The sequence below is a fragment of the Aeromonas sp. S11(2024) genome (genome assembly GCF_041402345.1).
Taxonomy (GTDB): domain Bacteria; phylum Pseudomonadota; class Gammaproteobacteria; order Enterobacterales; family Aeromonadaceae; genus Aeromonas; species Aeromonas veronii.
This window is the reverse complement of record NZ_JBGLRC010000013.1, coordinates 32516-54245: the sequence shown is the minus strand read 5'-3', so window position 1 is coordinate 54245 and position 21730 is coordinate 32516. Positions and strand designations below refer to the sequence as shown.

The 21730-nt window shown below is 59.5% G+C and carries 23 protein-coding genes; 12 read left to right on the top strand and 11 right to left on the bottom strand.

The annotated features are described in order from the left end of the window. Window positions 1-90: 90 nt before the first annotated feature. The gene (orn, locus tag ACB040_RS12500; protein WP_042080584.1) at window positions 91-636 is read right to left on the bottom strand and encodes an oligoribonuclease; all 546 of its coding nucleotides are present in this window, start codon (window positions 634-636) and stop codon (window positions 91-93) included. 91 nt (window positions 637-727) lie between these two features. Here orn and rsgA point away from each other — a divergent pair, with 91 nt between their 5' ends. From rsgA to ACB040_RS12475, 5 genes are read left to right on the top strand one after another with little or no spacing between them, the layout of a single operon-like run. After that, on the top strand, window positions 728-1762 hold the full coding sequence (gene rsgA, locus ACB040_RS12495) for a small ribosomal subunit biogenesis GTPase RsgA (protein ID WP_043822940.1): 1035 nt from the start codon (window positions 728-730) through the stop codon (window positions 1760-1762). Between the two features lie 28 nt (window positions 1763-1790). Further along, a complete protein-coding gene (gene asd / locus ACB040_RS12490; protein WP_026034874.1) occupies window positions 1791-2663 on the top strand; it encodes an archaetidylserine decarboxylase in 873 nt (290 codons plus the stop codon). After that, the gene (locus ACB040_RS12485) at window positions 2660-2929 is read left to right on the top strand and encodes a VF530 family DNA-binding protein (protein ID WP_005349372.1); all 270 of its coding nucleotides are present in this window, start codon (window positions 2660-2662) and stop codon (window positions 2927-2929) included. The genes asd and ACB040_RS12485 overlap by 4 nt, the downstream gene beginning before the upstream one ends. Beyond that, the gene (locus ACB040_RS12480; RefSeq protein ID WP_005338984.1) at window positions 2919-3170 is read left to right on the top strand and encodes a DUF2960 domain-containing protein; all 252 of its coding nucleotides are present in this window, start codon (window positions 2919-2921) and stop codon (window positions 3168-3170) included. Before ACB040_RS12485 ends, ACB040_RS12480 begins: the two co-directional genes overlap by 11 nt. A 2-nt stretch (window positions 3171-3172) precedes the next feature. Next, the gene (locus tag ACB040_RS12475) at window positions 3173-3562 is read left to right on the top strand and encodes a hypothetical protein (protein WP_279499106.1); all 390 of its coding nucleotides are present in this window, start codon (window positions 3173-3175) and stop codon (window positions 3560-3562) included. A gap of 85 nt (window positions 3563-3647) precedes the next feature. Here ACB040_RS12475 and ACB040_RS12470 read toward each other — a convergent pair whose 3' ends face one another. From ACB040_RS12470 to gpt, 5 genes are all read right to left on the bottom strand, one after another. Beyond that, window positions 3648-4901, bottom strand: a complete 1254-nt coding sequence (locus ACB040_RS12470; protein WP_265783944.1) for a glutamate-5-semialdehyde dehydrogenase — start codon at window positions 4899-4901, stop codon at window positions 3648-3650. A gap of 34 nt (window positions 4902-4935) precedes the next feature. Further along, the gene (gene proB / locus ACB040_RS12465; RefSeq protein WP_005358365.1) at window positions 4936-6039 is read right to left on the bottom strand and encodes a glutamate 5-kinase; all 1104 of its coding nucleotides are present in this window, start codon (window positions 6037-6039) and stop codon (window positions 4936-4938) included. Between the two features lie 180 nt (window positions 6040-6219). Continuing rightward, window positions 6220-6612, bottom strand: a complete 393-nt coding sequence (crl, locus tag ACB040_RS12460) for a sigma factor-binding protein Crl (RefSeq protein ID WP_005339003.1) — start codon at window positions 6610-6612, stop codon at window positions 6220-6222. A gap of 62 nt (window positions 6613-6674) precedes the next feature. After that, window positions 6675-7943, bottom strand: a complete 1269-nt coding sequence (frsA, locus tag ACB040_RS12455) for an esterase FrsA (RefSeq protein ID WP_005349360.1) — start codon at window positions 7941-7943, stop codon at window positions 6675-6677. Between the two features lie 172 nt (window positions 7944-8115). Continuing rightward, entirely contained in the window at window positions 8116-8583 is a 468-nt protein-coding gene (gpt, locus tag ACB040_RS12450) for a xanthine phosphoribosyltransferase (RefSeq protein WP_005339007.1), read from the bottom strand. Between the two features lie 947 nt (window positions 8584-9530). Between gpt and ACB040_RS12445 the strand changes: the two genes are divergently transcribed. Continuing rightward, the gene (locus ACB040_RS12445) at window positions 9531-10982 is read left to right on the top strand and encodes an aminoacyl-histidine dipeptidase (RefSeq protein ID WP_371154992.1); all 1452 of its coding nucleotides are present in this window, start codon (window positions 9531-9533) and stop codon (window positions 10980-10982) included. A gap of 81 nt (window positions 10983-11063) precedes the next feature. Here ACB040_RS12445 and djlA read toward each other — a convergent pair whose 3' ends face one another. The 3 genes from djlA to ACB040_RS12430 are packed head-to-tail and all read right to left on the bottom strand — an operon-like array spanning window position 11064 to window position 13592. Further along, window positions 11064-11897, bottom strand: coding sequence for a co-chaperone DjlA (gene djlA / locus ACB040_RS12440; protein WP_005358354.1), 834 nt, complete (start codon window positions 11895-11897; stop codon window positions 11064-11066). A 19-nt stretch (window positions 11898-11916) separates the two neighbouring features. Next, entirely contained in the window at window positions 11917-12585 is a 669-nt protein-coding gene (murU, locus tag ACB040_RS12435; RefSeq protein WP_371154995.1) for an N-acetylmuramate alpha-1-phosphate uridylyltransferase MurU, read from the bottom strand. Further along, a complete protein-coding gene (locus tag ACB040_RS12430) occupies window positions 12582-13592 on the bottom strand; it encodes an aminoglycoside phosphotransferase family protein (RefSeq protein ID WP_371154997.1) in 1011 nt (336 codons plus the stop codon). Before ACB040_RS12430 ends, murU begins: the two co-directional genes overlap by 4 nt. Before the next feature lie 174 nt (window positions 13593-13766). On the opposite strand from ACB040_RS12430, the gene lptD reads away from it, so the two are divergent. Genes lptD through ACB040_RS12400 form a run of 6 tightly spaced genes read left to right on the top strand, consistent with a single transcriptional unit; the run spans window position 13767 to window position 20540 of the window. Beyond that, complete coding sequence (lptD, locus tag ACB040_RS12425; RefSeq protein ID WP_371154999.1) at window positions 13767-16220, top strand: LPS assembly protein LptD; 2454 nt, start codon at window positions 13767-13769, stop codon at window positions 16218-16220. 29 nt (window positions 16221-16249) lie between these two features. Next, window positions 16250-17548, top strand: a complete 1299-nt coding sequence (surA, locus tag ACB040_RS12420) for a peptidylprolyl isomerase SurA (protein WP_005349338.1) — start codon at window positions 16250-16252, stop codon at window positions 17546-17548. After that, the gene (pdxA, locus tag ACB040_RS12415; protein WP_371155002.1) at window positions 17548-18543 is read left to right on the top strand and encodes a 4-hydroxythreonine-4-phosphate dehydrogenase PdxA; all 996 of its coding nucleotides are present in this window, start codon (window positions 17548-17550) and stop codon (window positions 18541-18543) included. Before surA ends, pdxA begins: the two co-directional genes overlap by 1 nt. Continuing rightward, the gene (gene rsmA / locus ACB040_RS12410) at window positions 18533-19345 is read left to right on the top strand and encodes a 16S rRNA (adenine(1518)-N(6)/adenine(1519)-N(6))-dimethyltransferase RsmA (RefSeq protein ID WP_139732845.1); all 813 of its coding nucleotides are present in this window, start codon (window positions 18533-18535) and stop codon (window positions 19343-19345) included. Before pdxA ends, rsmA begins: the two co-directional genes overlap by 11 nt. Before the next feature lie 4 nt (window positions 19346-19349). Continuing rightward, window positions 19350-19712 (top strand): Co2+/Mg2+ efflux protein ApaG, encoded by a 363-nt coding sequence (gene apaG, locus ACB040_RS12405; RefSeq protein WP_040065073.1) that lies wholly within the window; start codon window positions 19350-19352, stop codon window positions 19710-19712. 6 nt (window positions 19713-19718) lie between these two features. Continuing rightward, complete coding sequence (locus ACB040_RS12400) at window positions 19719-20540, top strand: symmetrical bis(5'-nucleosyl)-tetraphosphatase (protein WP_069526582.1); 822 nt, start codon at window positions 19719-19721, stop codon at window positions 20538-20540. Window positions 20541-20659: 119 nt separating this feature from the next. Here the strand turns inward: ACB040_RS12400 and ACB040_RS12395 are convergent, their stop codons facing one another. Together ACB040_RS12395 and ACB040_RS12390 are read right to left on the bottom strand one after the other, a co-directional pair. Beyond that, complete coding sequence (locus tag ACB040_RS12395) at window positions 20660-21160, bottom strand: 2TM domain-containing protein (RefSeq protein ID WP_064338711.1); 501 nt, start codon at window positions 21158-21160, stop codon at window positions 20660-20662. A 123-nt stretch (window positions 21161-21283) separates the two neighbouring features. After that, window positions 21284-21730, bottom strand: coding sequence for a VOC family protein (locus tag ACB040_RS12390; protein WP_115521655.1), 447 nt, complete (start codon window positions 21728-21730; stop codon window positions 21284-21286).

Below are 21730 nucleotides of genomic sequence, written 5' to 3'. Positions count from 1 at the left end.
GGCTTTTTTGTCTGGTTGCGCGCGTTCGCTCAAAAGCTGGCCGAACTGTCGATTTTAGCAGCCAGAGTATGACAACCCCTTGCCGGGGAATCAGATCTTGAAGACGTGGCTGCGATAGAACTGCAGCTCGGCGATGGATTCGCGGATATCGTCCAGCGCCTGGTGGGTGCCGCTCTTCTTGAACTGATCCAGCAGTTCCGGCTGCCAGCGGCGTACCAGCTCCTTGATGGTGCTGACGTCGACGTTGCGGTAGTGGAAGAAGGCTTCCAGCTCGGCCATGTGCTTGACCATGAAGCGGCGATCCTGACCGATGCTGTTGCCGCACAGCGGGCTGGTGCGCTCCGGCACCCACTGGCGAATGAACTCGAGGGTCTCGGCAATAGCTTTCGCCTCATCGTGCTGACTCGCCTTGACCCGGGCCACCAGACCGCTCTTGGTATGGGTGTTGACGTTCCAGTCGTCCATCTTGGCCAGCTCTTCATCACTCTGATGAATGGCGATGACCGGCCCTTCGGCCAGTACGTTCAGATCCTTGTCGGTGACTATGGTGGCAATCTCCAGTACCACGTTCTCTTCGGGGTCGAGACCCGTCATCTCCATGTCGATCCATACCAGGTTCTGCGCGCTGACTGTCATGATTGCTCTCTCTATTGGGAGGAATGGCGGAATTTTGCCAATTTGCATGTATCATACTGGCTTTGGATCTGTTCATAAACTGGCGAATCGAGTGGCAAAGAAAGCAAAACTCAATCTGGGTCAACAAAGGCGCGTCCAGGCCAACCGCGAGCGGCGGCTGCAAAAAGATCACACCACAGTGGTGGATGACACCCTGTTTGGCCCCGCCATCGAAGGGGTGGTGATCAGCCGTTTTGGTCAGCACGCAGACGTGGAAGCGGTCGATGGCACCATCCACCGCAGCAATCTGCGGCGCAGCAGCATCAGCAGTCTGGTGTGCGGCGACAAGGTGGTGTGGCGTCCCGGCCTCAATGCCGCGACAGCGGGCGTTATCGAGGCGGTGCATCCGCGCCACTCGGTACTGACCCGGCCGGACTTCTACGACGGGGTCAAACCCATCGCCGCCAATATCGACCAGATCATCATCGTCTCGGCGGTGATGCCCGAGTTCTCCACCAATATCGTCGACCGCTACCTGGTGGCCGCCGAGGATGTGGAGATCCGCCCCCTCATCGTGCTGAACAAGGTCGATATGCTCGATGATGCCGCCAGAGCGCGCATCGAAAGCCAGCTCGAAACCTACCGCAAACTCAATTACGAGGTGCTGCTGGTGAGCTGCGAGAGCGGCGAAGGGCTGGATGAACTCAAGGCAGCCCTGACCGACAAGATCAGCATCTTCGTCGGCCAGTCCGGGGTGGGCAAGTCGTCGCTCACCAACGCCCTGATGCCGGGGCTGGATGTACTCACCGGCGAGATCTCCGAAAACTCGGGGCTCGGCCAGCACACCACCACCACGGCGCGGCTCTACCACTTCCCGAGCGGTGGCGATCTCATCGACTCCCCCGGGATCCGCGAGTTCGCCCTCTGGCATCTGGAGGCCGACCGCATCACCTGGTGCTTCGTTGAGTTTCGAGACTATCTGGGTGGCTGCAAGTTCCGCGACTGTACCCACAAGGACGATCCCGGCTGTGCCCTGCGCGCCGCGGTCGAGGCGGGCGCCATCAGCGCCGATCGCTTCCACAACTATCACCGCATCCTGGAAACCATGCAGGAAGCCCGTCACGGTCGCCAGCAAGCGCGCCTGTGACCCTAATAAACCTACGTTGATGATGAACATGAGCATTACTGACAACCTGAAAATTGCCGGTCAATACTGTCTGCCCAAGCACGCCCTCTCCCGTCTGATCGGCAAATTTGCCGCCGCCGAAGCGGGTAACATCACCACCAAAGTGATCGAGGCCTTTATCAAGCAGTATCAGGTCGACATGAGCGAGGCGCTGCACGAGAGTCCAGCCCACTACAAGAGCTTCAACGAGTTCTTCACCCGCGAGCTCAAGCCCGGTATCCGCCCCGTGGTAGAAGATGCCATGACTCTGGCGCTGCCGGTGGATGGCACCGTCAGCCAGCTCGGCCCGATCCAGCAGGGGCGCATCATCCAAGCCAAAGGTCACGACTACAGCGCCCGCGAGCTGCTGGGCGGCTATGAGGATCTGGTGGCGCCGTTCAAGGATGGCGACTTCGCCACCATCTATCTGGCGCCCAAGGATTACCACCGCATCCACATGCCGCTGGATGGCGTGCTGGAGAGCATGGTGTTCGTGCCGGGGGATCTCTTCTCCGTCAACCCGCTCACCGCCGAGAACGTGCCAAACCTGTTTGCCCGCAACGAGCGGGTGGTGGCCACCTTCCGCACCCCGCACGGCCCGATGGCGCTGGTGCTGGTCGGTGCGACTATCGTGGCCAGCATCGAGACCATCTGGGCCGGCAACATTGCGCCGACCAAAGAGAAGAAGGTGGTGCGCTGGGACTACACCGGCGACGAGGCCATTACCCTGCAAAAAGGTGCCGAGATGGGGCTGTTCAAACTGGGCAGTACTGTCGTCTGCCTGTTTGGCCCGGGCATGCTGGCCGGTTTCGAGCCCCATCTGGCCAATGGCGTCACCACCCGCATGGGTCAGCCCTTTGCCAAGCTGGCGGAGCAGGCATGAGCGAGCAACCGAACGCCTCGCAGAAGAACAACCCGCTGCACGGGCTGACGCTGGAAGCCATCGTCACTGCGCTGGTCGAACACTACGGCTGGGAAGAGCTGGGGCAGCAGATCAATATCCGCTGCTTCACCGATAATCCCAGCATCAAGTCCAGCCTGAAGTTCTTGCGCAAGACCCCCTGGGCTCGGGAGAAGGTCGAAAGCCTCTACCTCTACGTCCAGCGCAAGCAAGCCAAATCGAAGAAGGAAGGGCAAGATGGCCTTTAAGATTACGTACACCTATAAAAAACAGGCCAAAGAGATCGGCTACGCGAACGATAAGTTCCGCAGCATCTACGACGCCATCGCCGCTGCCGAAGGGCTGGATCTCACCAGTTTTCACGCCATGGAGGCCCAGCTGGCTCAGGTTTGCCGCCGTGACAAAAAGAGCGTGAAAGATTATCAGGAGAACTACTTCAAAGAGTTGGGATTCTCCAACATCGTCATCGAACGGGATCTTCAGGAGTAACCATGCGCACCTTGACTCTGATGGCCGCCTCTCTGCTGCTGGCGGCATGCAGTACACCGGAACAACATCTGGTTGGCAGCGATCGCGACAGCCACGGCTGTATCGGCAGTGCGGGCTATCAGTGGTCAGCACTGACTGGCAAATGTATGCGCCTGTTTGAAGAGGGTATCCGGCTCAATCCAACCGATGCCAGCCAGACCAGCAGCGCCTTCGTGCTGTTCAACGCCGATCAGACGCAGGCCGAACTGCATCTACCAAGCGGCGAGCAGCACCAGCTGACCCGTCAAGGTGCGGAGGGCAACTGGTCGTGGCAGGGTAGCGGCTACACCCTCTTTATCTGGAAGGGTTATGTGCTCAAGTCCGGTGACAAGGTGCTCTATCACGGGGAATAACCCGATCGCCTGATATCTTCGCGATATCCGCCAAATAAAATGCCGACCCAGTGGTCGGCATTTTTGTATCTGACACAACCGGTTATCAGGCGCGGCTGAGGTAATCGGCCTGCCCTACCCACTTGTAGCTGGTGAGCTCGGTCAACCCCATGGGGCCACGGGCGTGCAGCATCTGGGTCGAGACCGCCACTTCAGCGCCCAGACCAAACTGGCCACCATCAGTGAAACGGGTGGAGGCGTTGACATAGACAGCCGCCGAACCGGCGCCATTGACAAAACGCTCGGCGTTGGCCAGATCGTTGGTCAGGATGGCATCGGAGTGGCCGGCGTTGTGCTCGCGCATATGGGCCAGCGCCTCGTTCACATCCGCCACTAACTTGACCCCCAGGGTCAGCCCGAGCCACTCGGTATCGAAATCCTCCGGCCCTGCCTCGCACAGGTTGTCGGCACCCGCCAACTGCCTCATGGCGTTGGGCGCGGCCACCAGCGTCACCTTGCGCTCGTTCATCAGCGTCACCAGCTGCGGCAGGAAAGCCGAAGCGACTTTCTCGTGTACCAGCAGGGTATCGAGGGCATTGCAGGCGGAGGGGCGCTGCACCTTGGCGTTGTCGATGACCGCCAGAGAGCGCACCAGATCAGCACTCTCGTCGACGAAAATATGGCTGATACCGAACCCGCCGATGATGACCGGGATGGAGCTGTTCTCCTTGCACATCTTGTGCAGGCCCGCGCCACCACGGGGGATGATCATGTCCACATAGCGGTCTAGGCGCAGCAACTCGCCGACCAGCGCCCGATCCGGGTTGTCGATGTACTGCACCGCCGCCTCGGGCAGACCGGAGGCCGCCAAGGCATGCTGGATCACCCGCACCAGCTCCAGATTGGAGTGGAAGGTCTCGCGCCCGCCGCGGAGTATGCTGGCGTTGCCGGTCTTGAGGCAGAGACTGGCGATATCGATGGTGACGTTGGGTCGCGCCTCGTAGATGACGCCGATAACCCCGATGGGCACCCGACGACGGGAGAGCCGCAGGCCATTTTCCAGCACCCGGCTATCCATTTCGGCGCCGACCGGATCATCCAGCGTGATCACCTTGCGCACATCCGCCACGATACCGGCCAGCCGGGCCGGATTGAGCAGCAGGCGATCCAGCATGGCTTCTGACAAGCCCGCCTCACGGCCGGCGGCGATATCTTTCGCGTTGGCAGCAAGGATCTGTTCACTGCGCGCCTCCAGCTCGTCGGCGATGGCGGCCAGCGCTCGGTTCTTCTGCGCCGTGCTGACGGTAGCCAGCTGATAGGCGGCTTCTCGGGCCGCCTGCCCCATTTTCTCCAGACTCATCTCGGTTCCCTTTGTTCATGCTGTGCCGCCCTGATTAGAGCAGCACCATATCGTCTCGATGGATGGCTACTGAACCATATCCATAGCCCAGTACCTGCTCAATCTGATCAGAGTGGACGCCGCGCAACTTCTCCAGCTCCAGATGATCGTAACGGCAGATGCCACGGGCCAGCTCGGCGCCCTTGGGATCAAGAATGCGCACCACATCGCCCCGAATAAAGTCGCCCTTGACCGCGACAATCCCCTTGGGCAGCAGGCTGGAGCCTTTCTCCTTCATGGCGGCGACAGCCCCCTGATCCACATGCACTTCACCGTGAGGGGGCGGGCCTGCCAGGATCCAGCTCTTGCGCCCTTCCAGCGGGGACGCCAGCGCCGGGAACAGGGTGCCAATCCGCTCGCCCTTGGCAAGACGGCCGATCACCTCCGGCATCTGGCCGGTCGCGATCACCACGTTGACACCAGCTCGACGCGCCACATCGGCGGCCTGCAGCTTGGTAGCCATGCCGCCGGTGCCAAGGCCGCTGACACTGTCACCCGCCAGCGAGCGCAGGGTATCGTCGATGGTCTGCACTTCTTCGATCAACTGGGCATCCGGATTGGTGCGCGGATCGGCGGTAAAGAGCCCCTTCTGATCTGTCAGCAGGATCAGCAGATCCGCATCCGCCAGAATGGCGGCCCGTGCGGAGAGGTTGTCGTTGTCGCCGACCTTGATCTCGGCGGTCGCCACCGCATCGTTTTCGTTGATCACCGGAATAATGCGGTGATCGAGCAGGGTGCGCATGGTGTCGCGGGCGTTGAGGTAGCGCTCCCGATCTTCCAGATCGGCGCGGGTCAGCAGCATCTGGCCGATATGCAGACCGTAGAGGTTGAACAGATCCTGCCATACCCGAATCAGCTGGGTCTGACCAACCGCCGCCAGCATCTGCTTGTTGGGCAGGGTTGGCGCCAGTGGCGGGTGACCCAGATGTTCACGCCCGGCGGCGATAGCCCCTGATGTGACGACCACGACCCGATGGCCGTGACGGTGCAAGGCCGCACACTGTCTGACCAGCTCGACCATATGGGCACGATTGAGCTGGGAAGACCCCCCTGTGAGCACGCTGGTGCCCAACTTGACGACTATGGTTCTGTTTTCCATGGGAGCATAAAGGCTAAAAAAGTAAGGAATATCTTTATACCCACGGCCATGGTGCCCTGCAAGGCAATTAACGCCGGGGTGAGGAGATGGGGCAAAGGCCCGGATGATTGCGGTCGGAAGGGGAGATGGCTGACTGATGGCCCGGCAAACAGCGGGATGCTGCTCGCCGGGCATCAGGGATCAAGCGGCGGTCACGGTCAACTCATTGGTGACCTGATCCGCTGGCGCTAACTGACACTCCAGAGCCGTCAGTTTGTCGCTGATGAGCTTGTAGAAACGGTTGAGGGTCCGTTCCACTTCTACCTGGTGCTTCTTGGGGATCGGCTTGTCCAGCCACTCACCATCAGCATTGTAGAAACCGAGTTGATAGTGGTAACGGAAATGGTGATCGTCCTGCTCCAGCACCAGCCACCAGCCCCAGAACTCCCGTTTGTCCGGCGCCGGCTTGGCGCTGACACAGACCGACAGGCAGTCGAAACGATAACGCCCCTCTTCGCAGAGATCTTCGCGCAAATAGGGGCCAATGGCAGCAAACTGCCTCAGCAGTCGCTTGTAGGTCACTCTTTCAGACATGTTAACCTCCCTGTTAAACAAGCCGCGCCACCTCGGGATGGCGTCAGTTCTTTAGCGCAATATCAGGTACACAAATGCTGTTTCAGCCACTCGACGATTTCGTCCAGTGCCTTGTCATACACCTCCAGCAAAGGCTGTTTGTCGAATACGATGGCCTTGCCGTTACGACTGGCCGCCGCCAATGCCCGTACATCCTGCTCGGGACAAATAAAATCTCGCTTGTGTCCAATACTCAATATCGGCACAGAGGTGCGAGTCCCCAGTAATCCTTGTGTTTTAAGTGAAAATACCTGGCACTTGGTACGCATGCCGTCCCACTGCGCCGCATCCGCCCCCAACCGGTTGGCCAGACTGTCCCGCATCATGCGCGGACACTTGGCAAACAGCTCCTGATTGGTAAACACCTGATTGACCCCGGCGCCGACACAGACCACGGTGCGCAGCTTAAAGGGTTCGATAAAGGCCAGTCTGGCTGCGATATTGCCCGCCAGACGCATTCCCACCATGGCGATACGCTGATGATCGACCCAGGCCACTTCGGAGAGGTAATGGAGCACCGCCTGATGGAGGCGGCTGGTATCCTGCACCAGCGGCCAATGCTCGGCATAGCCGACCCCGGGCATATCGAGGGATAGCATGCCGATGCCGTTGGGCTCGAGCCGTTTGAGATAGAAGTTGAGGAAATCGAGCTGCAGGGAGTCGATCCCGCCGCTGATGATCACCAGCGGCACCGGTTTTTCGGTCGTCGGCAGGTGGAGATAACCCTGAATATGCTTGCCGCGAAAAGGCACCTGGATCTCTTTGAGCGGCACCTTGAACAGGCGACCTGCCTCGCGATAGGCCATGTTGCCAAGCAACTGGGCCTGATCCGCCAGCTCGTCATCCTTGAGATGGGGATAGCTGGCGATGGAGTAGTAGCGCACCGCCTTGAGCAGCTGTTTCAAGGCGCCAGAAGGATCACCCTTCTCGCGCAGTTCGCGGCCCTGCTTGAAATAGTTGCCAGCCACCTGGCTCCACTCGTAGATCCAGTTGCCAGGCACATAGCCCTTGATGGTATCGAGATAGCAATCGTGGGTACGCTCGCCGGTCGCCATGGCGATACGGGCCAGGGTCTGCTCCACTTCGATGGGATCTGCCCCCTGCCAGGTCCAGGAGGGGCGGCGCAGCAGGCGATACCAGCTCTTTGACATGGATCCGTCGATAAACATCTCGTCTGACTCGGCTTGCGCCAGATCAGCCGCACTGGAGTTGGAGATCTCGGATGTTTCCAATACCTTCTTGACGCGGGTAAAGAGCTGTTCGGTCAGGTTTAGGTCTTCGTTCAAGTCCAAGATAGTGTCCCATTCATATCAGGCAATAGCTCATCTTAACCACTTTTACTGCCCATCAGCCACCCTGCAACAGATTGATACACAAAAAAACAGGGCTCCAAATTGGAGCCCTGTGAAACCATTATTGCCGGTCGCGACCAATGGACGCAGCGAGCGTCACATCCCGCTCCCGTTACTTTTCGTCGCAGATCGGTGTGGCGAACTCCAGTGCCATATCCCATGGCTGTTCGATCCAGGTATCCTGCGGGATCGCCACTTCGAAATCGTCCAGCAGCGCTTCGCCCATCGGCTTGGCGAAAATCGCGATGAACTTGGCTTTCGGGTAGAGCTCGCGGATCGCCTTGGCGGTAGTGCCGGTGTCCACCAGATCTTCCACCACCAGCCAGCCTTCGCCATCACCAGCGGTGGTGGCAGCCTTCACGACCACCAGCTCGCGCTGGCTGTCATGGTCATAGCTGGAGATGCAGAGGGTTTCCACATTACGAATGCCAAGTTCACGGGCCATCAGGGCTGCGGGCACCAGACCACCACGGCTGACCGCGATGATACCTTTCCACTGGCTGACAGGCAGCTGACGACGGGCCAGACGGCGAGCTTCACGTTGCAGGTTGTCCCACGACACATAGAACTTTTTCGGCATGTTATCGATCTCGAATAGTTATTTAAAAACAATCACTTAAAATAAAAACATCCGCAATTATCCCTGCGAATGCCAGTAAATGGCGGCCCTTGTCCGACTGAATTCAGATTGCACTTCGGCTGCCTCAGGGCTAAGCCTCGGCAGCAAATCTGATAACAATGGAAGCAAGATGGGCTTATCCGGCGATCGGTTAGATGATGTGTCCAAACCGCGGACAGGCTGTTGGGCCGATATGATAGCACCGTTTGCAGAGAAAATGCCTGGCAAACGTATGCCAAAAACAGGAAAAATCGGCATCACCCTCTCCATTCGGCACATCTCGAGCGCCAAACGACTAACCTGCCGCCCCTGCTGCCGAGTCCAAATGGGCTGTGCGGCAAATCGCAGATAAAAAAATAGCAGGGGGAGGATTTACCTCACGCACCTGCTGCTTTCTCGCCTCTGCCTGGTTGGGCAGCTCGTCTTAGCGACGAGTGACGAAGGGGTTAGGGTAGCTGAAACCCTGGGTATACAAAGAGGGGGCAAACCAATAGGTTGAGTTGCTGCCTGGCATATTGAAACTCCTGATTGCTTAACAAGTTACGTACCTTTAATGCGGGCTCAAATCCTTGAACGAACACTCGGTTCCATGGAGGCGCACTTGCTTTGCTTCGGTTCCCTGGAGGCTTTCATCGTCATCCTGACGGGTGGCGAACCACGGGAGCTAATTTACCAGTCGGTGCGTTAAATTCAATATTTTTGTGAGATCGGTCACACATTTTCTTTTCTATCGGTCAGCGTCGTCCGAACCTGACGATCGTACTGCCTGGTTGCCATCAGCCAGCACAAGCTGCCTGCGATTTGCGCTGATTGCTCACATTTTTGTGTGATTGACTGTATTATCGTTATCCTCTTCCCCGGCCCGCTGATGGGGCCCTGTTAATTCCGTGCTGGTAAGGAGTCCCGACGTGGCACAGCTTAGCTCTCTCTCTCCCAAACTGATTTGGCATTTCTTCGAACAGATCTGCTCCATCCCCCACCCTTCCAAACATGAAGCCAAACTGAACGCCTGGATCATCCAATGGGCTCAAGGGGAAGGTCTGGCGGTCAAGCAGGACAAGGTCGGCAACATCATCATCAAGAAACCGGCCACCCCGGGGATGGAAAACCGCAAAGCCGTGGTACTGCAGGCCCACATCGACATGGTGCCGCAGGCCAACGCCGACACCAAACACGACTTCGCCAACGATCCCATCGATGCCTATGTCGATGGCGAGTGGGTCACAGCCCGTGGCACCACCCTGGGTGCCGACAACGGCATCGGCATGGCCGGTTGCCTGGCTGTGCTGGCTGACAAGACCATCAAGCACGGCCCGCTGGAAGTGCTGCTGACCACAGACGAAGAGACCGGCATGACCGGCGCCTTCGGTCTGGAAGCGGGCTGGCTGGAGGGCGAAATTTTGCTCAACACCGACTCCGAAGAGGATGGCGAAGTCTATATGGGCTGCGCTGGCGGTGTGGATGCCAATATCCGCTTCCCGCTCGAGCTGGTTGATGCCAGCGAAGGCGAAGCGTTCGAACTGGCCGTAAAAGGACTGCGCGGCGGCCACTCCGGTTGCGATATCCATCGCGGTCGTGGCAACGCCAACAAGCTGCTGGTGCGTCTGCTCAAAGCAGCCGAGCCGCTGGGTGTGCGTCTGGCCGAGATCCACGGCGGCACTCTGCGCAACGCCATCCCGCGCGAAGCCCGTGCCACCCTGCTGGTGCCCGCTGCCAGCGTGAACGAGTTCAAGGCGCTGGTTGACCGCTACACCGGGATCTACCAGACCGAACTGGCCGCCACCGAGCCGAACCTGACCGTGCTGGTCAACAGCGCCGCTAAACCGGCCAAGCTGATGAGCGTCTCCCTGCAGCAGCGCCTGCTGGATGCCCTGATGGCCTGCCCGAACGGCGTGATGCGCATGAGCGATGCCATGCCCGGCGTGACCGAAACCTCGACCAACCTGGGGGTCATCAAGACTCAGGATGGCGAAGTGTACGTCCAGTGCTTGATCCGCTCCCTGATCGACTCCGGCCGCGAGAGCATCGAGCAGATGACCCGCTCCCTGTTCACCTTGGCAGGCGCCAGCTGCGAATTCACCGGTGCCTACCCGGGTTGGGCGCCGAACGTGGACTCCCCCGTCATGGCGCTGGTACGCAATAGCTACCAGACCCTGTTCGGCACCATGCCCAACGTCATGGTGATCCATGCCGGTCTCGAGTGCGGTCTGTTCAAGAGCGCCTACCCGGAGTGGGACATGGTCTCCTTCGGCCCGACCATCCGCGGTGCCCACTCCCCTGACGAGAAGGTACATATCCCGGCGGTCGAGCGTTTCTGGCAACTGCTGGTGCACGTGCTGGAAGCGATTCCGACCAAATAACCCGGCCTGCGCCACACGGCAAAGCAAAGCCCCGCACTGCTGCGGGGCTTTTTATTGTCTGTTCCAGCCTGACGTTGGCGCTTACCGGATGCCGCGGGCCTCGCGGATCCACTCCCAGGCTTGCTGGATCTCCTGGGTCTTCTCCTTGGCCATCTCCATCATCTCCGGCGGCAACCCTTTGGCGGCCAGCTTGTCCGGGTGATGCTTGCTCATCTCCTTGCGGTAGGCGCGCTTGATATCCTGATCGCTGTCGCTCTCGCTCACCCCCAGCAACTGGTAGGCATTCTTGAGGCGATCCGCAGAGGGTGCCGCCTGCCGATACTGCTGGCCACCGGAATGGCCCCCCTGATACTGGCCATGGGCCTGATTGAAGAAGTTCATCTGCGCTTCGGCCATCGCCAGAATACGGGCCAACTCGATGCGGCTGAAGCCCAGTTCGTCGGCAATGGTGTGCAAAATGGCGCGCTCACCCTCCTCCACCCGCCCGTCGGCAAAGGCCGCCTGCAACTGCACTTCGAGGAAGAAGCGCAGAATATCGCGCTGCCCCAGACTGGCACGGCGGAACTCGGCCAGGGTCTCGCGTAGCGGGAAGTCGGCCTCCTTACCGAGACGAAACGACTCCTGCGCCCGGGCACGCTGTTCGCCCGCCAGCCGCATCCGATCCATCAGGTTGGAGGCAACCCGGATCTCCTGTTCGGTCACCTGGCCGCTGGACTTGGCAATATGGCCCATCACCGAGAAGGTGGCATGGAAAAAGACGGCTTGCTGCTCCTGACTCGGGCCGCGACGAAATGCCCCCTGCAGCCCCATGCCACGGTCGAAACGGTGGCCAATCCAGAGGCCAATCAGGGCGCCGATGATATTGCCGAGCAGAAAACCGAAGAAGGCGCCCAGCACCTTACCCCAAATACGCATGGTTCAAGACCTCTTGAAGTTAATAAGTGCGGGCCTGGAGCTGGTCATCCAGCTCGCGCAGTCGATCGACCGTGCCGATATCTCGCCACTCGCCAGCGAGCAGGCTGCCGCCCACCCGCCCTTGCGCCATCCAGTCACGGAGCAGGGGCGCCAGCTTGCGGGCACCGCCCGTGAGACCGGCAAAGGCCGCCGGATCATATAGTCCGACCCCGCTGAAGGTAAACGCTGGCGTATCCACGACTCGCCCTTCTTGCAGGGCAAAGTCCCCGCTCGGGTGCTGGGGAGGATTGGGCACCAGCCAGAGGTGGGCCAAATCATCGCCAAGGGGCTGGCTGACCAAGGTGTGATAATCGAGATCGAGCCAGGTATCGCCGTTGATCACCAAAAAGGGTTCAGAGCCCAGCAGCGGCAGCGCCTGCACGATTCCGCCCGCGGTCTCCAGCGCGCTCTCCTCGGCTGACCAGTGGATGGTCACGCCAAGCGCACTGCCATCACCCAGGCTCTCGACCAGCTTGTGGCCAAGCCAGGCGTGGTTGATGACCAACTCGGTCACGCCGGCGGCTTTGAGTTTTTCGATGTGATGAACGATGAGCGGCTTGCCCCCCACCGCCAGCAGCGGCTTGGGCAGCAGGTCAGTCAGCGGGCGCATCCGCTCGCCACGGCCAGCGGCCAGGATCATCGCCTTCATGATTTAACTCCAGCATTGGCGATCCCCGGCAACACCACCCGCTCCAGCCACTGACCAAAACGGGCCAATACCGGATAGGCGCTACCGTGAGTGCGACAGACATCCACCACATAGCCGAGGGTACGGGGAATATCCTTGAGATAGCCGGACTTGCCGTCGCGATGATAGAGCCGGGTAAAGATCCCCGCCGCTTTGAGGTGGCGCTGCATGCCGGTCAGGTCGGCATCACGACGGAAACTGGCATAATCGAGCTCGCCAAGCAGACCCGCCTGTTGCAGGGTGACAAAGCCGTGGCGCATCCCTTCATCGATCACCTCGTCCGGCCAGCGTACGTAGCAATCTTTCAGCAGGGAGACCAGGTCATAGCTCAGGGGCCCGATGACCATATCCTGAAAATCGATGATGGCCAGCCGGCTGCTCTCAGGGGTATCCCCGCCACACACCATCAGGTTGCGACTGTGAAAATCTCTATGCATCACCCCCTGCGGCTGGGCCAGATTGCAGGCGGTGAGACAAGCAAAGGTCTCGTCCAGCAGTTGCTGCTCTTCGTCGCTCAGGGTCAGTTTTAGATGGTGGCCCAGCAGCCACTTGGGAAAAATGCTGTTCTCCCGTGCCATAAAGGCGGCATCGAAGGGTTCAAGCGCCAGTTCAACCGCCCCCAGGCGGGGCAGCAAATCAATCGCCTTGCCATACCAGGCCAGCACGTTGTGTTCGTTCAGGCAGCTGATCAGCTGGGTATCGCCCAGGTCACTGACCGCCAGCAGCCCCTGTTCGTAGTCCACCGCCTTCACCTCTGGCGCCAACAGCTGACGCGCCTGCAAGGCCGCCGCGTTACGAACAAATTCATGATTTTTTTCGGTTTTCGGATTGGCATCCACCCACACCAGACCACCACCACGAGAGTAGCGGCGGAAGCTGGCATCACCGGAAATGAGGGTAAGGGTGAGAGTGGCATCACCGGAAATACGGCGTGCCCACTGCAATAGCAGGGAATCGCGATCGTGCATAAGTAGAGGACCAAGGTGGAAAGCAGCACTTGGCTGTTAGCCCTGGCCGCAATAATGCTTTATCATTGCCGGCTAACATAAAGCAATGACATGCAATGTCAACTCGATGAAACCTGTCGTAAAATGCATGCCTTGGATCAACCGTATCTATCACGGATTGCACGAGTCTTTCACATGACAAAATGGACACTGGGGTACCGCTATCCCATCGCCCTGACTATCAGCCTGGCCCCCGCACTCACCCCTATGATGGTGCAGGCAGCCCCGTTCGAAGCGCCGCCAGCCACCGGCATTCTCGATAGTCTCTGCTATGACTATGTTCCCAAGATAGAGAAGCCTGCATCGGATCAGGATGCCAACGCACAGCCGGTCGAGGTTGATGCCGACCGTCTCGAGGCCAAACAGGGCGGCACCGCCGTCTATGAAGGTGACGTCAAGGTTCGTCAGGGGGTTCGCAAGTTTGACTCCGACTATGCCCAGCTCGATCAGAAGAGTCGGGATGTCATCGCCATCGGCAACATCTATTACAACGACGGTCAGGTGACCGTCACCAGCGACAAGACCCTCAAATCCAATCTGGATACCAAGAACTCCGAGCTGGAAGAGGGCAAGTATCAGGTGCATGGCTCACCGGTGCGCGGCTTTGCCAAGCGCGTAGTGATGACCAACAACAACCAGAACATCACCATGCAGGGGGCCCAGTACACCACCTGCCCCCCCGGTCAGGAAGTGTGGACCCTCAAGGCAGGCAGCATCGACATTGACCAGAAAGAGGTGTTCGGCGAAGCCTGGAACGCCAGCCTCTGGCTCTATGACTACCCGGTGTTCTACTTCCCCTATATCAACTTCCCCATCAAGGATGAGCGAAAGACCGGTCTGCTCTACCCGGGCTACAAGCAGAGCTCCAGCAACGGCATGGATATCACCCAGCCCTTCTACTGGAACATAGCTCCCAACTACGATGCCACCATCACCTCCCGTTTTATGGATAAACGCGGCCTGATGGAACAGGTGGAGTTCCGCTACATGCCGGACCCCGCCCACATCGGCACCCTCTATTTTGAAAATCTGGCGGATGACAAGCAGTACAGCCCGAGCAATCCGAGTCTGGCTGGCCTGTCCGATGGACATCGCTACCTGATGAACGTCCGCCACGGTTCCGCCCTGATGGATGGCAGCCTGCGTTTTGGTATCGACTACACCCAGGTGCGCGACAAGGATTACAACTACTTCAACGACTTCAGCCCGCAAGTGGGCACTCAGGTCGACAGCCAGTTGCAGCAATCCTTTACCGCCGGCTACTACCAGCCCAACTGGAACCTCACCTCCGAGGTGCGCCGCTACCAGATCCTGATTGCTGGCGCACAACTCCCCCATGAGATGCTGCCGCGTATCGACTACAACTACTACCAACAGGGGAAGTGGTTCGATCTGGCCTGGAACAGCGAGCTGACCAAGTTTGGCTATGACAGTGGTAATGCTAACGCTCAGCAGGCGGGAGAGCGCTATACCGCCACCCGTCTGCATCTGGCGCCAACCCTGACCGTGCCCCTGGTGGATGCACCGGGTTACTACCTGACCAGCCAGTACAAGCTGATGTTTACCTCCTACAACCAAGAGGTTCCAAAACGACTGACTCAAGCTGATATCAATAACTTCGATCCGATAAGAAAACAGGGTGAAAATGGTCGCCAAGAGAATGTAGTTCTCAAAGACGGCACCATTACCCGCACCCTGCCATCCTTCCGCCTCAAGGGGGGCGTCAACTTCGATCGGCCGCTCGACTGGTATGATGGCAAGGGCACCCAGACCCTCGAGCCCGAGTTCCAGTATCTCTACGTGCCCTATCGGGACCAGGATGAGATCGGGATCTACGACACCACCACCACCCGTCAGGACTACTACAGCCTGTTCAGTGATCGCCGCTTTGCCGGTCTCGACCGCATCAGCGATGCCAACCGGGTCACTGTTGGCCTGACCAGCCGGGTCTATGACAACGTGGGTGATGAACGGTTGCGTCTGGCGGTGGCCCAGGCCTTCGAAGTGACCCCCCCCAAGGTGCGCCTCTACCCGTCCGACCCGGAAAGCACCAACGCCCGCTCCCTGCTCTCGTTTGAGGGGGATGCCCGGATCACCGATGAGTGGTTCGCCCATGCGGGCACCCAGTACGACACCTCAGAGGGTGAATTTACGGCTGGCAACAGTGCGGTCGAGTACCGAACCGGCAAGCTGACCACTCAGGTCAACTACCGCTACATCAAAGACGGTAATAGAAACTATAACAACACAGCATTGACCGAGGATCTGAACCAAACAGGTCTGGTAATGATGACACCGATCGCCGATCAGTGGCAGATGTATGGCGGTTACTACCGTGACATCAAGCAGGATGTGAACATTGACCGCAAGATCGGTGTCAAATACGACTCCTGCTGCTGGAGCATCAACATGAGCCTGGAGTGGCACAATCAGCCGGACAACGTCACCCTGAAGCCCACTTCGGAAAAAGTCATTGGTCTGCAGTTTGAAATGAAGGGACTTGGCAGCGTGGGTACCGGTGGCCGCAGCGTCACCCTGGATACCGAGCTGTTGCCCTATGTTCGCCCGTTTAATCTGAAAGGCCAGTAATGATGCTGGCCCAGCCTTGAGAGATGGATATGAAAAAGACCCTGATTGCCCTGCTGACCGCGGGAATGTTCGGTGCCATGAGCCAGGCCGCACTGGCTGCGCCCGAGCTGATGGACAAGGTGCTGGCCGTGGTCAACAAGGACGTGGTGCTGTCCAGCCAACAGGACGCGCTGGTCAACAAGGTAAAACTCTCCGCTCAGGAGAGCGGCCAGTCCCTGCCTGACGATGCCACCCTGCGCAAACAGGCGCTGGATCGCCTGATCCAGGAGAGCCTGCAACTGCAACTGGCAGAGCGCCAGGGGCTGAAGATTAGCGATACCCAGCTGGAACAGGCTATTCAGGGCATCGCCGCCGACAACAAGATGACCCTGGATCAGCTGCGCGCCCAGCTCGCCCGTGAAGGGATGACCTATGCCCAGTATCGGGAAGAGGTTCGCCGCGAGATCCTGATGAACGAGGTGCGCCGCAACCAGGTGCGCCGCCGTATCAACATCTCCGAGCAGGAGGTGAAGCAGGTGGTGGAGATCCTGAAGAAACAGGGTCAACAGCAGAACGAATACCACGTCGGTCATATCCAGATTGCCCTGCCGGACAACCCCACTGCCGCCCAGCTGGATGCCGCCAAGAGCAAGATCGAGCGCATTCTGGCCGCCCTCAAGCAGGGTGCCGACTTCCGCAAACTGGCCATTGCCGAGAGTAACGGTCCCAAGGCGCTGGAAGGGGGCGACTGGGGCTGGATGAGCCCGCAAGAGATGCCGACCCTGATGGCGGAAGCGGTACAGGGTGCCAAGAAGGGCGACATCGTCGGCCCACTGCGCTCCGGCGCCGGCCTGCACATCGTCAAGGTGTTCGACACCAAGGGTCAGCAGCAAGTGATGCAGACCGAGGTGAAAGCCCGCCACATCCTGATCAAGCCGTCTATTATCCTGAGCGAAGAGAAAGCCAAGGGGATGCTGGATGGCATTCTGCACGACATCAAGAGCGGCAAGGCCAGCTTCGCCAGCATGGCGGAGAAGTACTCCGAAGATCCGGGCTCTGCGGTGCAGGGTGGCGAACTGGGCTGGTCTGATCCCAACGTCTATGTCCCCGAGTTCCGCGACATGGTCAACCGTCTGCAACCAGGCCAGATCAGTGCCCCGTTCCGTACCAGCCACGGCTGGCACATAGTGCAGGTGGAAGATCGCCGCAGCCAGGATGCGACCGACAAGGCTCAGGAGCAGCGCGCCTACCAGCTGATCTACAATCGCCGCTTCGTGGAAGAGTCCCAGGCGTGGCTGGATGAGCTGCGTGACGAGGCCTACATCCAGATCGAAGGAGCCGGTAGCTGATGAGCTGCCGTCGCCTTGCCGTTACCCCGGGCGAACCGGCCGGGATCGGCCCGGATCTGGTGCTGCAGATTGCCCGGCAGGATTGGCCCCACCAGTTGGTGGTGATCGCCGATCCGGCGCTGCTGTGCGAGCGGGCAGCCCTGCTGGGGCTGCCCATCGAGCTTGAGCCCTATGACGCAACCGCCCCTGCTCATCCGCAGCGGGCGGGCACCCTGACCGTCTGTCCGGTCACCCTCGGCGCCCCCGTGGTGCCGGGCGAGCTGAACGAAAGCAATGGCGCCTATGTGCTGGCAACCCTGCAGCGCGCCTGTGATGGCAACATGAGCGGCGAATTTGCCGCCGTGGTGACCGGGCCGGTGCACAAGGGGATCATCAACCAGGCCGGGGTCTCGTTCAGCGGCCACACCGAGTTCTTTGCCCAGCAATCCAACACCGCCGATGTGGTAATGATGCTGGCAACCGAGGGGCTGCGGGTCGCACTGGCGACTACCCATATTCCGCTGGCCTATGTAGCGATGGCCATCACCGAGGATCGCCTCGGCAAGGTGATCCGGATCCTCAACGAGGATCTCGCCACCAAGTTTGGCATCGCCAAACCCCGTATTTACGTCTGCGGCCTCAACCCCCACGCAGGGGAAGGTGGCCATCTTGGACGTGAAGAGATTGACGTGATCGAACCCGCTCTGGCCACCCTGCGCCAGGAAGGGATCGATCTGGTCGGCCCGTTACCGGCCGACACCCTGTTCCAGGAGAAATACCTCAAGGATGCGGATGCGGTACTCGCCATGTACCACGACCAGGGGCTGCCTGTGCTCAAATACAAGGGCTTCGGCAGTTCGGTCAATATCACCCTGGGGCTTCCCTTCATCCGCACTTCGGTGGATCACGGCACCGCGCTGGATCTGGCAGGCAAGGGCCTGGCCGATCCGGGCAGCCTTGTCACCGCGATTAACCACGCCATCAAGATGGTAGAGAAAAAAAGATATGAGCAGTAAGGTGCACATGGGCCACACGGCCCGTAAGCGTTTCGGTCAGAACTTCTTGCACGACCGGTATGTGATCGATCAGATCGTCGCCGCCATCAACCCGCAGCCGGGTCAGAATCTGGTGGAGATCGGTCCGGGTCTGGCCGCGCTGACCGAGCCGGTTGCCGCCCAGATGGACAAAATGACCGTGGTCGAGCTTGACCGGGACCTGGCAGCTCGCCTGCGCGAGCACCCGACCCTGAAGGAGAAGCTCACCGTCATCGAAGCGGATGCCATGCGTTTCGACTTCGGCACCCTGATGGGTGAAGGCAAGGGGCCGCTGCGCATCTTCGGCAACCTGCCCTACAACATCTCCACCCCGCTCATCTTCCACCTGTGCGAATTTGCCGACCGGGTTGAAGACATGCACTTCATGCTGCAAAAGGAAGTGGTGTTGCGTCTGGCCGCTGGCCCGGGCAGCAAGGCTTATGGCCGTCTGAGCGTGATGACCCAGTACTACTGCCAGGTGGTGCCGGTGCTGGAAGTGGGCCCGGGTGCCTTCAAACCGGCGCCAAAGGTGGACTCTGCCGTAGTTCGCCTGATCCCGCACAAGAATCCGACCATAGTCGCAAAAGATATTCGTTGTCTGAATCGCGTCTGTACCGAAGGCTTTGGCCAGCGTCGCAAGACCATCCGCAACAGCTTCTCCAACTTCATCACCGACGCCCAGCTGACCGAGCTTGGTATCGATGGCAACCTGCGCCCGGAGAATCTCTCCCTCGAGCAGTTTGTCATGATCGCCAACTGGCTGGCGGATCAGCAACAGGCCTGATCCGGTGGCACTCCCGCACATCGAGATCCGCCCATACCCCGTGTATGTGGCGGGCTCCAAAGACCCTTACCAGTTTCACTATCTGATCGAGATTGAGAATCTGGGGCCCGGCCCGGTGCAACTGCTGCATCGGCGCTGGCTCATCACCGATGCCAATGGCAAGATGCAGGAAGTGGCAGGCCCGGGCGTGGTCGGGGAACAACCCGTCATTGCCGAAGGTGAGACCTACCGCTACCAGAGCGGCGTGCCGCTGGCGACCCCGCTTGGGGTGATGGAAGGGAGCTATACCCTGCAAGATGGCTCTGGTCAGCAGTTTGAGGCGCCCATCGCCCCCTTCACGCTGGCCATCCCCAATATTATCAACTGAGGTTTCATGGCGAACTGTTTTGTCGGTGACATCCAGGGCTGTTACGACGACTTGCGCCGTCTGCTGGATCTTGCCACGTTCGATCCCGAAAATGACGTGCTCTGGCTCTGCGGCGATCTGGTCGCCCGCGGCCCGGACTCCCTCAATACCCTGCGTTTTGTCAAAGGGCTGGGCAACCGCGCCGTTACCGTGCTCGGCAACCACGACCTGCACTTGCTGGCGGTCGCCGATGGCGTTGCACCGCTCAAGAAGAAAGACAAGCTGCAAAGCCTGATGGATGCCCCTGATCGGGATGAACTGCTGGAGTGGCTGCGCCACCGCCCGCTACTGGCCGAACATCCGGATCTGCCCATCATGATGGTGCATGCCGGGATCTCCCCCGCATGGGATGTCCGCACCGCGCGCAACTGCGCCCGCGAGGTAGAGAGCCTGCTGCGCGGTGACCAGTACAGCTGGCTGCTGCACAACATGTACGGCGACCAGCCCGATGGCTGGAAAGATGATCTGGTCGGGATCGACCGCTACCGCTACATCATCAACACCTTCACCCGGATGCGCTTCTGCTATTTCGACGGTCGTCTCGACTTCAAATGCAAGAAGGGGCCCAAGGAGTCGACCCCGGGGCTGCGTCCCTGGTTCGAACAGCGCGAACACCACGTGGATGACCCCATTCTGGTGTTCGGCCACTGGGCGGCCCTGATGGGCAACACCGGCAAGAGCGATATCAAGGCGCTCGATACCGGCTGCGTCTGGGGCAACAGCCTCACCCTGTGGCGCTACGAGGATGATGCCCTGATCGCCACCCCCTGCCCGGTTCACGCCAGCTAGGGAGTGCGCTGCAATCTGGCGGTCGCTGCCGCACGGATGGCAACAACCCGCTCCAATAACAAAGCCCGGCAGGTTGCCGGGCTTGCTGTTTTAGGTTCCCTGTTTTCCGGCGAATGAAGTTACAACTTGCGCCCCAGCCGCTTCTCGATCTGGCGCCGCTCCCACTCGGGGCCAAACAGCTTGAAGGGCTGAAACACCCGAACAGCATGGGAGGCAAGTCCCAGCCCCCAACCCAGGGTTGGCCACCATGCCCAGATGTACTCCGGATTGCTCAGGTAGTTGATGACAAACAGCCCGCAGATCACCACCACATAGCTGGCGACATGGTGATAGAAGCCCTTGAGCTCCTCCACATAGCGCATTGCCGACCGCTCCTCTGCCGATACCTGCACCGCATCCTGACCCATAGTGTCACTTCCTCTCATCTCGCGCTCCTGTTGCTCTGATCCATCCAGTTGAGCCACATCGAGTTCAAAGACGGCGGCCAGGGCCTTGAGAGATTCCAGTCCGGGTTGCTGCCCCTGCTCGATCCGCTGGATAGTGCGGACACTCAAACCAGTCAACGTTGCCAACTGATCCTGAGACCAACCCCGTTGCAATCTCAACTTCCTGACGATCATCTCGAACTCCTTGTGGTAATTGACAGGGCCAGCATAGGGCTTGCGCCGCGAAAGGTGACACGACAGATAGCCGACATACATCTGACAGTCCTTTAAAATCAGATGGTTAAGATTTTGATCTTGTCAGTCAGCCGCTCGTTCCCCCAGATATTGCACAAACCGTAACAGATAACCATCGGGATCCTGCAGCAAAAATTCGCGCTGCCCGGCCAGCATCTCGCCCACTGGATACCAGACCTCAGTGGGCTGCCGGAAAAGTGCAATCTCGGCGGCCTGCAAGCGGTCGAGTAGCGGCTGGATCTCGGTCAGCTCCATCTGCAGATTAATTCCCCGACCGAACGGTGGCTCCAGCGCCCCGACCTGCCAACCCGCCGGATGTACCTGCTCCAGCATCAGTTGTACCTGTTGCTGCTCAAGATAAGCAAAAGGAGGGTCATCGCGCCGATAGCGGACCGAGAAGCCCAACAAACCGTTATAGAAAACCAGAGATCGAGCCAGATCGGTAACCGACAGCTCCGGTACCATGGGATTCCAATACACCTCATCCACCGCGACAGTAGGGTTCGTCAT